Raw genomic sequence first — 12477 nt, 5'->3', positions numbered from 1 at the left:
TCGACGAACAAATAGACTTACAGCGCGCTGCCCAGTACCTGCCGCAGGTAAGCCCCCGCTCCCATTAATCCTGGCTGTTCATGGGTAATCAGGTACACAGGGATATCCTGCATATAGCCTTTGAACCGTCCTTTGTCCTCAAAAGCCGCCCGAAAACCGGAGGCTTTAAAAAACTCCAGAAAGCGCGGGACGATACCACCAGCAATGTACACGCCGCCAAATGTGCCTAAATTTAACGCCAGATTACCGCCGAAGCGACCCATGATGACGCAGAATAGCGACAGCGCGCGGCGACAGTCCACATCCGTATTGTTGACGGCACGTTCGGTAATATCTTTCGGTTCCAGCGCCTCCGGCGTGCGCTCATCAGACAGCACCACAGCACGGTAAATATTCACCAGCCCTTGCCCAGAGAGTAAGCGCTCTGCGGAAACGTGTCCGAGCGACTGGCGCAATACCGCCAGAATGTTGTCCTCTTCATCGCTATTCGGCGCGAAATCCACGTGTCCACCTTCACCCGGCAAACTAATCCATTGATTGGCAACATGAACCAGATGAGCAACCCCCAGTCCCGTGCCTGCACCATACACGGCAACAGGCTTACCCGGTACAGGCTCCCCGCCACCGAACTGGAGCAGACTCTCACTCCCTAGCACTGGCACCGCCATGGAAACGGCGGTAAAGTCGTTGATGACCTCAAAATGGCGTAAGCCCAGACTTGCTTTCATTTCAGCGATGGAAAATGCCCAGGTGTGATTCGTCATCGCCACCCAGTCACCGGTAATCGGGCAGGCAATCGCGATACAGGCATCCTGCACCGTGACCTGTCGTGAATCGAGATAATCGCGGACTGCCCCTTCCAGAGAGGGGAAATCCAGCCCGGAATAAGTCTCGATTTGCGACAGTTCTCCCGTCATGGCGTCACACAGCGCCAAACGCGTATTGGTGCCGCCGACATCGCCCACTAAAACAAAGTGCGTCATTCTTCTTTTTCCCTCAAACAAAGCAGATACCCGATCATTGCGTGAAAGCAGCCCGCTACGCTATGGCTATATCACTTTCTAGTGATAAGGATCTCATTTATGGCTAAAAGCTGCGGTTAAGTTAAAAGTAATCGATTACATTTAGAAAACACAAATTGTAATCGATTACTTTTAAGAGGGATACCACATGGTTTCTTCATCTGAAAACACAGCTACCAAATCGTTACAACCGGCCTTCGTGGTTCCCAGACTGTCACTCATGATGTTCTTAGAGTTCTTCATCTGGGGTTCATGGTCAGTTACCCTGGGTCTGGTTATGACACAGTATAATTTGGCCGCCATGATTGGCGACGCCTTCTCTGCCGGACCAATCGCCTCAATCCTGTCGCCATTCGTACTGGGTATGGTGGTTGACCGCTTCTTCCCATCACAAAAAGTCATGGCGCTGCTGCACCTGATCGGCGCGGTCATTCTGTGGTTTGTGCCCACCGCGTTAATCAACGAAGACGGTTCACAGTTGCTAATCCTGCTGTTCGCCTACACACTGTGCTTTATGCCAACGCTGGCGTTAACCAACAACATCGCGTTCCATAACCTGACTAACAGTGAGAAGAGCTTCCCGGTTGTGCGCGTCTTCGGCACCATTGGTTGGATCGTTGCCGGTGTCTGCATCGGGACAGCGGGCATCTCCGCAAGCGTCAATATTTTCTACGTCGCTGCCGCCTGCTCTGCCATTCTTGCAGCTTACAGCCTGACGCTGCCGCATACTCCAGCGCCAGCCAAAGGCTTGCCGCTGGCAGTGCGCGATCTGTTCTGTGCTGATGCGTTCGCGCTGCTGAAGAAAGGCCACTTTCTGGTCTTTGCCATCTGCGCGATGCTGATCTCTATTCCACTGGGCACCTACTACGCTTACACCGCGTCCTTCCTGAGCAATGCGGGTATCAGCGACGTCAGCACCGCCATGTCGTTTGGTCAGATGTCCGAAATCGTCTTCATGCTGATCATTCCGCTGCTGTTTAGAAAGCTGGGCGTGAAATACATGCTGTTCATCGGCATGCTGGCGTGGTTCGTACGCTATGCCCTCTTCGCGATGGGCGTGAATGAAGAAACGCGCTGGTTGCTCTATATCGGTATCCTGCTGCACGGTATTTGCTATGACTTCTTCTTCGTCATCGGCTTCATCTATACCGACCGCATCGCGGGAGAGAAAATCAAAGGTCAGGCACAAAGTCTGGTAGTCCTGTTCACCTACGGTATCGGCATGCTGCTGGGCTCACAGGTTTCCGGTGCCATTTATAACCGCCTCTTCGACAACGGTACGTTAAACGCGCCTGAAATCTGGGCGACCTTCTGGTGGATCCCTGCGGTTGCTGCCGCCATCATCGCCGTCATTTTCCTCTTCTCCTTCAAATATAAAGAAGAGCAGGCTTAATCATTTGAGACGGATTATTTAAGGAGAAAACGGGATGAGGTCGCCTATGGCATCTCATCCCAGTGCATTCTCCGCTATAGCTATCACAATCGTGCAACGGTATTCATGACCACACCTGTTGCCAAAGGAGGTAATAATGAAAACGTTAAAAGGACCGGGTGTTTTTCTCGCCCAGTATATTGGCGATCAGGCTCCCTTTAACACGCTGGAAAATCTGGCGCAATGGGCAGCCGGATTAGGCTTTAAAGCGCTACAAATCCCCTGCAATCACCCGCACATTTTCGATCTGGCTACGGCCGCCGACAGCCAAACTTACTGTGATGATGTGAAAGGCCTACTGGCACAGCATGGGCTGACCATCAGCGAACTCTCAACCCATCTGGAAGGCCAGCTTGTTGCCGTCCACCCTGCATATGACGATGCTTTTGACGATTTCGCACCACCGGCTTACCGCCGCAATCCGCAGGCTCGCCAAGAGTGGGCTATCGCGGCAATCAAGCAGGCAGCAAAAGCCTCTTCACGCTTAGGACTAAACGCCCACGCTACGTTTTCCGGTGCGCTGGCCTGGCCCTATTTTTACCCCTGGCCACCGCGTAAAGAAGTCCTGATTCAGGAAGCCTTTAAAGAGCTTGGTCGCCTGTGGACGCCGATCCTCGACTGTTTTGACGAGCACGGTGTGGATGTGTGCTACGAGTTGCATCCAGGAGAAGATTTACACGACGGCGTGACCTTTGAACGCTTCCTTGATGTCGTCAATCATCACCCGCGCGCCAATATTCTTTACGATCCTAGCCATATGCATTTGCAGCAGATGGACTACCTCGGCTTTATCGATCGCTACCATGCACGAATCAAAGCGTTCCATGTGAAAGATGCAGAATTTAACACGTCGAGCAAAAGCGGCGTCTACGGCGGCTATCTGTCATGGGCTGAACGCGCCGGACGCTTCCGCTCACCGGGAGATGGCCAGATCGATTTTGGCGGCATCTTCAGCAAACTTGCCCAATACGATTACGACGGCTGGGCGGTGCTGGAGTGGGAATGCTGCCTGAAAGACAACAACTGCGGTGCGAAAGAAGGGGCGGCGTTCATCAACCGTCATATTATTCCTGTCGCAGGACGCGCTTTTGACGATTTCGCCGCGACCAGCGACGATCGTCCGTTAGTAAGAAAAATGTTGGGATTAAAAGAGGAGAGCGCAGAATGATTCGCGTTGGCATTATTGGTTCCGGTTTTATTGGCCCAGCACATATTGAAGCGATTCGTCGCCTTGGTTTCGTCGAGGTGGTGGCGCTGGCGGAAAACTCGCTCGATCTGGCGCAGCAAAAAGCGCGTCAGCTCAACATTCCCCATGCCTACGGCAGCGTCGCTGATTTATTGGCTCATCCCGGTATTGATGCGATCCATAACTGCACGCCGAACCATCTCCATGCTGCGATCAATAAGCAGATTATTCAGGCAGGCAAGCACGTCTTTTCAGAAAAGCCACTGTGTATGACCAGCGAAGAAGCGCGTGAACTGGTGGCGCTGGCGGAAGAAAAAGGCGTTGTTCACGGGGTCAGCTTTGTCTATCGCCAGTTTGGCATGGTGCAGCAGGCTGCCAGCATGATTAAGCACCAGGAGATCGGCCGCGTCTTTGCCGTACACGGTGGCTATCTGCAAGACTGGATGCTGCGCGACACCGACTATAACTGGCGTGTTGAACCGGAGTACGGCGGCGTTTCCCGTGCGGTGGCCGACATCGGCTCGCACTGGTGCGACACGGTGCAGTTTATCTCCGGTCGGAAAATTGTCGAAGTCTTCGCCGATTTAGCTATCGTCCATCCGATCCGAAAATCCAATCGGAACGGCACAGCCACATTCTCATCATCCGACGCGCCGCCAGAGTACGACGACAAACCGGTCAAAACTGAAGACTACGCGACCGTTTTACTGCGCTTTGAGGATGGCAGTCGCGGATCCTTTACCGTTTCTCAGGTCAGCGCCGGCCGGAAAAATCACCTGACGTTTGAAGTGAATGGCAGTGAACAATCGCTGGCGTGGGATCAGGAAACCCCGCAGCAGCTGTGGATCGGCCATCGCGATAAACCGAATCAGGTGTTGTCAGACGATCCTGGACTGCTGAACCCAGAAGCCGCCGCCGCGGTCCACTTCCCCGGTGGGCATATCGAAGGCTGGCCAGATGCGTTCAAGAACATGATGGCGAACTTTTATACCTATCTGCGCGACGGCAAACAGCCGGGCGTCGATCCGTTCACCTTCGCCACCTTCTACGACGGTGCGAACGTCATGTTCATTATTGACGCCATCGTGCAAAGCCATCAGCAGCAAACGTGGGTGAAGGTCGCCAATTAAGGCATTAGACTGTTCATTCTCTCACGGTATTCATCCCGCAGGTGCGACGTCTGCGGGATGCAGCCAGAGATATTTATGGTAATCTGCTCAGCCAAGCAATAAGTAGCGTGAGTGCCTTCTGAATTATGTCGATTCAAAAAATAGCACGGATAGCTGGAGTCTCGGTCGCCACCGTTTCACGAGTGTTGAACAACATTGATACCGTGAAGCCGCAAAACCGGGAACGAGTTCTCAATGCGATAAAAAGCAGTAATTATCAGCCAAATTTGCTGGCACGACAGCTACGCACTGCACGCAGCCAGATGTTATTAGTCATGGTTTCCAACATTGCCAACCCCTTCTGCGCCGATGTCGTGAAAGGCATTGAGGCAGAAGCGGAAGAAAATGGCTACCGTATTCTGCTATGCAATTCAGGCGCCGATATTGTTCGCGCCCACTCCAGCCTGCAACTGCTGTCCGGTAAAATGGTCGATGGCGTGATCACCATGGATGCCATTTCAACGCTTTCTGCGCTTCAGGACATGATTGGTGCAGCACCTTGGGTACAGTGCGCCGAGCATGACGATACATCTGCCATTTCATCCGTTGGAATTGATAACGCAGAGGCATCCCGCTTTGTGATTAATCACTTTATTGGCAAAGGTCGTCGCCGTATCGCCATGATTAACCACGACATGAATTACCTCTACGCCCAGCAGCGAGAGAAAGGCTATCGCGACGTTATCGCGGAGAATGGGTTTGATTACGGCAAAGTCGAGTACGCCAGCACGCTGAGCTACACAGGCGGAAAAGCCGCAATGAACGCGCTGCTTAACGATCATCAAGAGCGGCCAGATGCCGTCTTTGTAGTGTCCGATACGTTAGCTGCGGGCGCACTGTCTGCAATCTGTGAGGCGGGGCTGAGTGCGCCGCAGGATATTGCAGTGATCGGTTTCGATGGCTCGGAGCTGGGTTACATCACCTCGCCCCAGCTCAGCACGATTCAACAGCCATCCGCACATATTGGCAGAGAGGCCGTGAAGTTGTTATTACAACAAATCGACCAGCCGGACAGCGAAACGGAAAAGCGCTTACTGGAATGGACGTTTGTCGAACGGGCATCCAGCTAACCCAGGCAGAATAAACCGATCCTTTTTCATGTCTGATAACCCGCGGTCCGCTGACCTCAGGTTGAATCTCTTCCTTACTTACTTTTTACCTTACTCAGTTTTTCATACAGCGATTGGTAAGCTGCGGAAACAATGGCCTGTGGATCTTTCGGCAAGTCATGTTCAGCAACAAACCACTGGGCACCCGCTTTGGACGCCGCAGGGAGAATCTCTTCCCACGCCAAAATACCCTCACCCGGTGGGGCAAAGTTCATTTCATCATCGCGGATGCCGATGGATGTATTGTCTTTCGCATGAATTGAGTAAATACGCCCTTTGTACTGGCGCAGGAGACGCACAGGATCCTGTCCTCCGCGAGATACCCAGGCTACATCCATTTCCAGCATCAGGTTCTCTGGCTCTGCAGCATCCATCATGATTTCCAGCGCCGTTTTACCGCGATACTTCTTCATCTCGAAATTATGGTTGTGATAAGCCAGCTTCATGCCCTGCTTATTCAATTCACGGCCAAGATCGTTCATTTCCAGGCCAAAGCGCTTCCAGCCCTCTGCGCTATCCGGGCGGTCTTCAACATTGAGCCACGGCACGATAATCATGCTGTTACCGATAGCTTTGTTAAAGGCTACAACCTCAGCCATATTGCTTTTCAGTTCGCCAAACTGGACATGCGCAGCAATGGCTTTCAACTGATACTTTCCTAATAACCCCTTCATTTCTGACGCACTAATGTCATGCGTCCCCACCAGCTCAACCGCCTTAAATCCAGCGTCTCGCGCCATGGAAAATTGCTCATCAAGCGTATTCAAGCTGCGCAGCGTATACATCTGCAAGGCTATTTTCTGGTTTTCTGCTGGACGTTCGGCAAGCGCCAAACCCGATGAAACTATCAACAATAGCGGTATAGCGAACGCACGGCGCAATAACGTCATACAAGGCATGTCCTTCTCCTATTTTTATCCCGTTGCACAGGTGAAAACAAAAAGTAATCGATTACTTTTTATGATGAAAAAATAATAATGCGGGGATAATTTATCTGACTACCTTGTTCACGCGGTAGAAAAAACGAATTGAAAATCACTCTCAATACTCATTTTGTTATCTTAGTCACAGAATATCGACTGATTCACGAGATAGACCGAGCGATATGAACGACTGTTCCATCGCTCGGCCTGTGCTTACGCCGTGATCGACACGCTCTTGATCTGCGCGTAGATCGTTTGCCCAGGATGAAGTATAAGATCGTCACGTGCCCACGGAGTAATCCGGGACCATAACGTCTGCTGACCAACCGCCAGTTTCACTTCAACCTGTCCATCGACATCAATGCACTCCACCACGCTGGCACAGAGCACATTACGGATACTGCTTTTTTCCGGCGGCTGTAACACCAGAGAAACATCGGCGGCATTCACGCGAATGCGCAATGTGGCATCTTGAGGAAGTTCGACTTTTCCAACCCACACCTGCTGGTCACCTAATGCCAGCGCCGTCATCGCGTAATGCTCATGCTGAGCCAACACGCGCGCGCTCAGAATCGTGCTCTGTTCTTCTTTTGGTAACCACGGACGTAGCGTGCTGCTAGCCCACACCTCTTCCAATAGCCCCTGCGCTTTCACTTTGCCTTTATCGAGCACCACGACACGATCGGCTAACCGAACAATCTCTTCCAGACTGTGGCTGACATACAGGATAGGAATATTGACCTCTTTCGCCAGACGTTCCAAATATGGCAACAGCTCGCGCTTTCTGGGTAAATCCAGCGACGCCAGCGGTTCATCCATGAGCAGCAATTCCGGTGCGGTCAGCAATGCCCGACCAATCGCGACACGCTGTTTCTCTCCACCGGACAGCGTCCGTGGATAGCGATTCAGCAGCGGCTCGATACCCAGTAAGCTGACGATATCATCGAACTGCGATGCCATTGTTTCAGCCATACCGTAGCGTAGATTGCCGCGCACGCGATAGTGCGGAAACAGGCGAGCATCCTGAAACACATAGCCGATTCGCCGCTTTTCTGGCGGAAGAAAAATACGCTGCTGCGTATCCACCAGCACATGATTATTGAGCACAATCCGCCCGCCATCTGGCCGGGTCAGGCCAACAACAGCGTTGATCAGAGAGGTTTTCCCTGCCCCAGATACGCCGAAAATAGCGGTAATCCCCTTCGCAGGCAGTTCAGACTGAACGCGAAGTTCGAGGCTACCTAGCTGTTGATGAAAATCGAGTTGCAGCATTATCCCCCCAACCGCTTACGGCTCCAGTTTGTTAGCCATTCCGATGCTAACAGCGCAGCCAGCGACAAGACGATGGCAATAATACACAGCCTTGCCGCATCAGCCTCTGCGCCGGGCGTTTCAATCAGGGTATACATCGCCAGTGGAATGGTGCGGGTTTCGCCAGGAATATTAGAAACAAACGTAATGGTCGCGCCAAATTCGCCAAGCGAACGGGCAAACGCCAATACGGTTCCAACAACAATCCCAGGAAAAGAGAGAGGTAGCGTGATGGTAAAAAACACGCGCCAGGGCGAGGCACCTAATGTCCGGGCGGCCTGTTCCAGATGCGTATCGACAGCATCAAGCGAAAGACGGATTGCCCGAACCATCAGCGGAAACGCAACAATCGCCGACGCTAATGCGGCGCCGCGCCAGCTAAAACTGAAGCTGAAGCCGAACCAGTCATAGAGCCAGGAGCCGATTATGCCGCGCCTTCCCATCGCCACGAGCAGCAGATAACCAATGACCACTGGCGGCAACACCAGTGGTAAATGGATAATGCTATCCAGCAGTGATTTGCCGGGGAACCGACAGCGCACCAAAATCCACGCCATCAGTACCCCAAACGGCAAGCTGCATGCCACAGCCACAACAGAAACTTTGAGGCTCAGCTCAACCGCCTGCCATTCGTAATCACTCAGCATGATTAACGCGGCGCGAAGCCATAACGTTTAAATACCGCTGCGGCTTCCGGCGTTTTCAGATAGTCATAAAAACCGGTAACCGCAGTGTTTTTATGCTCTTTTACTATCGCCATCGGATATTCGACAGGCTTGTGGCTCGTCGCTGGGAATGTACCGATAACCTTAACTTTGTCGCTGGCAACCGCATCAGAACCGTAGACGATGCCCAGCGGGGCTTCTTCACGTTCCACCAGCGCCATTGCTGCACGGACGTTGTTGGCGCGCGCCATCAGCGGGGAAAGTTCATCCCAGGCTTTCAGGTTCTGCAACGCTTCCTTGGCATAGATCCCAGCAGGCACATGATCTGGGTCACCAACGGCCAGACGTCCGTCTTTCAGCAGGCTTTTCCAGTCAGTTTTATCGTCAATTTTAATTTCTTTCTGCGCACTCGCCTTCGGTGCAATCACCACCAGCTCATTGCCCAGCAGCGTGTGACGCGTCGCAGTATCCATCAGATTTTTATCCTGCGCGTAGTCCATCCACTGTTGGTCAGCGGAGATGAACAGATCGGCAGGCGCACCTTGTTCAATCTGGCGAGCCAGCGTTGAGGAGGATGCATAAGACGCGACGACAGCAACGTTTTTATCTTTCTGATATTGCGTAGCGATTTCCTGCAACGCATTGGTCAGTGATGCCGCGGCGAACACCGTGACTTTATCTTCTGCTACAGCGGGCAATGCCATTCCTGCACTGAGGGTTAGTGCGGCAAACCATTTTAACCATTGCTGCTTCATTCTTGTCTCCTGACAATTATCGTTGTGTAAATAATGATATAACGAATAATGAAGCAGTGTCATGTGCTTTAAAGAGGTATATGTGGAGAGGTAGAAAAAGAAATGTCCGGCCAGAAGCCGGACATAAAATAGAAAAGGATTGTGAATCAGTGCTGATTCTTAGCGCGCTGACCGTCAGAATGACCAATGCGAGACAACACGTTAAACACTTCACCCAGGCAATAAATCGCCCCCATGATAACCACCATCATCACAGGAACCATGGCAACTGCAAACAGCAGGCTCTTCAACAACTCCAACATGCTTACCTCACTTATTGCAACGGTTACCGCTACTTTAGCCAGCCGAATGCGCTATTTCACTGTAAGCCGAGATCGTCGTAATTGCCACGTAGTCTATCGTAGTAATAAAAAATAGTGCGTCTATTTGTGCGATTTGCCCCTGATGAAGAAAATAGCGACAATACAGAGAAGTAAACTCACCGATGGTGCCCTCACTATGCAGGCTGAAATTCTCCTCACCCTGAAACTCCAACAGCGTTTATTCGCCGACCCGCGGCGTATTGAATTGCTCAAGCAAATTCGTCATACCGGTTCAATCAGCCAGGGGGCCAAACTGGCGGGGATTAGCTATAAAAGCGCCTGGGATGCCATCAATGAGATGAACCAGCTAGCCGAACAGATCATCGTCGAGCGCATGACCGGCGGAAAAGGCGGCGGCGGTGCTCAGCTCACCCGCTACGGCGAACGTCTTCTCCAACTGTACGATTTACTCGCACAGATTCAGCAAAAAGCCTTTGATGTCTTACAGGAAGACGGTCTGCCGTTAGATAGCCTGCTGGCAGCCATCGCGCGTTTCTCGTTGCAAACCAGCGCACGTAATCAGTTTTTTGGAACCGTGCTCGCACGCGGCGAAGAACAGGTGCAACAACATCTGGATATTTTACTCGCCGATGGTAAAACAACGATCAGCGCCCTGATTACGCAACAAAGCGCCGAGCGCCTGCAATTACAGAAAGGAAAAGAGGTGCTGGCACTGATTAAAGCGCCGTGGATCGACGTGTACGCCGCTACATCCGCCGCGCCTGCCGCTGATAACGTCTTGCCTGGGCAAATTCAGGCAATCCAGCACGGTGTAGAAAACAGCGAAATTCTGATTACGCTAACCGGGGGGGAAACCCTGTGTGCCATGGTGCCGAATGCCTTGCTTGAGCAGCAAAAGCTGCAACAGGGAATGGACGTGAAGGCCTGCTTCAATGCCGACCGGGTCATCATCGCCACGCTTTGTTAATTCCGCTTTAGCGCTATCGCCATCTGACGAAGGATAAAAGATGTCATTGTTAAAAATCACTCAGGGATTGTTTCGTCTCAGCGACACCCGCATGTTGCGTCTGGACGAACTGACGCTCGAAAAAAACCAGTGCTGGGCCTTTGTCGGAGCCAACGGAAGTGGTAAATCTGCACTGGCGCGATCGCTATCCGGCGAACTGCCGCTATTGAGTGGTGAACGAACAACAGGATTCCAACGCCCCGTTCGCCTGTCATTTGAACAATTACAAAAACTGGTTTCCGACGAGTGGCAACGCAATAACACCGACCTACTGAGCGAAGGTGAAGACGACACTGGCCGCACCACGGCAGAAGTGATTCAGGATAGCCTCAACGATGCCGCGCGTTGCCAACAGTTGGCACACCAGTTTGGTATTGCGCATTTACTGGAGCGTCGCTTCAAGTACCTCTCTACGGGGGAAACACGCAAAGCGATGCTGTGTCAGGCGCTGATGCCCCAGCCCGACCTGCTGATTCTCGACGAGCCTTTCGATGGGTTGGACGTTGCCTCCCGCCAGCAGCTTGCCGATGAACTGAGGAAACTGGCAGACACCGGTTATACGCTGGTGCTTATTCTGAACCGCTTTGACGACATCCCTGACTTTATCAACCATGTCGGTGTACTGGCAGACTGTACGCTGACCCGCATCGGCGAGCGTGAAACGATCCTCTCTGAAGCGCTGGTGGCCCAGCTCGCGTTTAGCGAAAAACTGTCGGGGAGTTCGTTGCCAGAACCGGAAGATCCGCAGCGCTACATGACGCTGCCAGCTAACGAGGCGCGCATTAGGCTGCGTAACGGCGTGGTGCAGTACAACGATCGCCCTATTCTGCACGAGCTGACGTGGGAAGTGTTGCCCGGTCAGCATTGGCAGATCGTCGGGCCAAATGGCGCGGGCAAATCGACACTGCTCAGCCTGATTACCGGCGATCATCCGCAAGGCTACAGTAACGATCTCACGTTGTTTGGTCGTAAGCGCGGCAGCGGTGAAACCATTTGGGACATCAAGCGCCACATCGGTTACGTCAGCAGCAGCTTCCATCTGGATTACCGCGTTAGCACCAGCGTGCGCAACGTTATCCTGTCAGGCTTTTTTGACTCTATCGGGATCTATCAGGCCGTTTCCGACCGTCATCGCCACCTGACAGAACAGTGGCTCACTCTGCTCGGGCTCAATGGCGCTATCGCCGATACGCCATTTCAGTCGCTCTCCTGGGGCCAACAGCGTCTGACGCTGATTGCCCGCGCGTTAGTCAAACACCCCGCCCTGCTCATTCTTGATGAACCGCTACAGGGGCTTGATCCGCTCAATCGCCAACTGGTGCGCCGCTGGCTGGATATCTTAATTGGCGAGGGCGAAACGCAACTACTGTTTGTCTCTCACCACGCGGAGGATGCGCCCGAGTGCATTACGCATCGACTCACTTTCGTCCCCCACAACGACATCTATCGCTACCAGATTGAGGTGTTATGTAAATAACGCCTAAAAACAGGGATGATAACGCTACCACAAAATAAAATGTAGGGTAGAAAGCCAGGCTCATTTACACTGTAGCCTATGCTTCACTCAGTTTATTCG

General features: G+C 52.5%; 12 protein-coding genes. 6 read left to right on the top strand and 6 right to left on the bottom strand.

Features of this window, described 5'->3' with window-relative positions; all coding sequences use genetic code 11:
* Positions 1 to 17 precede the first annotated feature (17 nt).
* Positions 18 to 983 carry a glucokinase gene (glk, locus tag KKH3_RS05430; RefSeq protein ID WP_039356659.1) on the bottom strand — a complete coding sequence of 322 codons (966 nt, stop codon included), beginning with the start codon at positions 981 to 983 and terminating at the stop codon, positions 18 to 20.
* A 187-nt stretch (positions 984 to 1170) separates the two neighbouring features.
* Here glk and KKH3_RS05425 point away from each other — a divergent pair, with 187 nt between their 5' ends.
* The 4 genes from KKH3_RS05425 (at position 1171) to KKH3_RS05410 (ending at position 5879) form a co-directional block, all read left to right on the top strand.
* Positions 1171 to 2415 carry an MFS transporter gene (locus KKH3_RS05425; protein ID WP_010302766.1) on the top strand — a complete coding sequence of 415 codons (1245 nt, stop codon included), beginning with the start codon at positions 1171 to 1173 and terminating at the stop codon, positions 2413 to 2415.
* Positions 2416 to 2551: 136 nt separating this feature from the next.
* Positions 2552 to 3622, top strand: coding sequence for a sugar phosphate isomerase/epimerase family protein (locus KKH3_RS05420; protein WP_039356655.1), 1071 nt, complete (start codon positions 2552 to 2554; stop codon positions 3620 to 3622).
* Positions 3619 to 4770 (top strand): Gfo/Idh/MocA family protein, encoded by a 1152-nt coding sequence (locus KKH3_RS05415; RefSeq protein WP_039356652.1) that lies wholly within the window; start codon positions 3619 to 3621, stop codon positions 4768 to 4770. Before KKH3_RS05420 ends, KKH3_RS05415 begins: the two co-directional genes overlap by 4 nt.
* Positions 4771 to 4895: 125 nt before the next feature.
* On the top strand, positions 4896 to 5879 hold the full coding sequence (locus KKH3_RS05410) for a LacI family DNA-binding transcriptional regulator (protein WP_010302756.1): 984 nt from the start codon (positions 4896 to 4898) through the stop codon (positions 5877 to 5879).
* Between the two features lie 74 nt (positions 5880 to 5953).
* Here KKH3_RS05410 and KKH3_RS05405 read toward each other — a convergent pair whose 3' ends face one another.
* From KKH3_RS05405 to KKH3_RS21580, 5 genes are all read right to left on the bottom strand, one after another.
* On the bottom strand, positions 5954 to 6817 hold the full coding sequence (locus tag KKH3_RS05405) for a sugar phosphate isomerase/epimerase family protein (RefSeq protein ID WP_180783180.1): 864 nt from the start codon (positions 6815 to 6817) through the stop codon (positions 5954 to 5956).
* A gap of 237 nt (positions 6818 to 7054) precedes the next feature.
* Complete coding sequence (modC, locus tag KKH3_RS05400) at positions 7055 to 8113, bottom strand: molybdenum ABC transporter ATP-binding protein ModC (protein ID WP_039356647.1); 1059 nt, start codon at positions 8111 to 8113, stop codon at positions 7055 to 7057.
* Entirely contained in the window at positions 8113 to 8802 is a 690-nt protein-coding gene (gene modB, locus KKH3_RS05395; protein ID WP_181939664.1) for a molybdate ABC transporter permease subunit, read from the bottom strand. The genes modC and modB overlap by 1 nt, the downstream gene beginning before the upstream one ends.
* Positions 8802 to 9572, bottom strand: a complete 771-nt coding sequence (modA, locus tag KKH3_RS05390) for a molybdate ABC transporter substrate-binding protein (RefSeq protein WP_039356641.1) — start codon at positions 9570 to 9572, stop codon at positions 8802 to 8804. The genes modB and modA overlap by 1 nt, the downstream gene beginning before the upstream one ends.
* A 146-nt stretch (positions 9573 to 9718) precedes the next feature.
* Positions 9719 to 9874 (bottom strand): AcrZ family multidrug efflux pump-associated protein, encoded by a 156-nt coding sequence (locus tag KKH3_RS21580; RefSeq protein ID WP_010285329.1) that lies wholly within the window; start codon positions 9872 to 9874, stop codon positions 9719 to 9721.
* A 196-nt stretch (positions 9875 to 10070) separates the two neighbouring features.
* On the opposite strand from KKH3_RS21580, the gene modE reads away from it, so the two are divergent.
* Together modE and modF are read left to right on the top strand one after the other, a co-directional pair.
* A complete protein-coding gene (gene modE, locus KKH3_RS05380; RefSeq protein WP_039356637.1) occupies positions 10071 to 10862 on the top strand; it encodes a molybdenum-dependent transcriptional regulator in 792 nt (263 codons plus the stop codon).
* A 40-nt stretch (positions 10863 to 10902) separates the two neighbouring features.
* The gene (gene modF, locus KKH3_RS05375) at positions 10903 to 12378 is read left to right on the top strand and encodes a molybdate ABC transporter ATP-binding protein ModF (protein WP_039356634.1); all 1476 of its coding nucleotides are present in this window, start codon (positions 10903 to 10905) and stop codon (positions 12376 to 12378) included.
* Positions 12379 to 12477: the final 99 nt, after the last annotated feature.

The organism is Pectobacterium actinidiae (genome assembly GCF_000803315.1).
Classification (GTDB): domain Bacteria; phylum Pseudomonadota; class Gammaproteobacteria; order Enterobacterales; family Enterobacteriaceae; genus Pectobacterium; species Pectobacterium actinidiae.
This window is presented reverse-complemented; position numbering and strand designations above follow the sequence as displayed.

What these genes read in the sequence shown, in the direction of transcription:
- KKH3_RS05420 (WP_039356655.1), top strand. Translation starts at nt 2,552, where the DNA reads ATGAAAACGTTAAAAGGACCGGGTGTTTTTCTCGCCCAGTATATTGGC.
- modC (WP_039356647.1), bottom strand. Translation starts at nt 8,113, where the DNA reads ATGCTGCAACTCGATTTTCATCAACAGCTAGGTAGCCTCGAACTTCGC.
- glk (WP_039356659.1), bottom strand. Translation starts at nt 983, where the DNA reads ATGACGCACTTTGTTTTAGTGGGCGATGTCGGCGGCACCAATACGCGT.
- KKH3_RS05405 (WP_180783180.1), bottom strand. Translation starts at nt 6,817, where the DNA reads ATGCCTTGTATGACGTTATTGCGCCGTGCGTTCGCTATACCGCTATTG.
- KKH3_RS05425 (WP_010302766.1), top strand. Translation starts at nt 1,171, where the DNA reads ATGGTTTCTTCATCTGAAAACACAGCTACCAAATCGTTACAACCGGCC.
- modF (WP_039356634.1), top strand. Translation starts at nt 10,903, where the DNA reads ATGTCATTGTTAAAAATCACTCAGGGATTGTTTCGTCTCAGCGACACC.
- KKH3_RS05415 (WP_039356652.1), top strand. Translation starts at nt 3,619, where the DNA reads ATGATTCGCGTTGGCATTATTGGTTCCGGTTTTATTGGCCCAGCACAT.
- modE (WP_039356637.1), top strand. Translation starts at nt 10,071, where the DNA reads ATGCAGGCTGAAATTCTCCTCACCCTGAAACTCCAACAGCGTTTATTC.
- modA (WP_039356641.1), bottom strand. Translation starts at nt 9,572, where the DNA reads ATGAAGCAGCAATGGTTAAAATGGTTTGCCGCACTAACCCTCAGTGCA.
- KKH3_RS21580 (WP_010285329.1), bottom strand. Translation starts at nt 9,874, where the DNA reads ATGTTGGAGTTGTTGAAGAGCCTGCTGTTTGCAGTTGCCATGGTTCCT.
- KKH3_RS05410 (WP_010302756.1), top strand. Translation starts at nt 4,896, where the DNA reads ATGTCGATTCAAAAAATAGCACGGATAGCTGGAGTCTCGGTCGCCACC.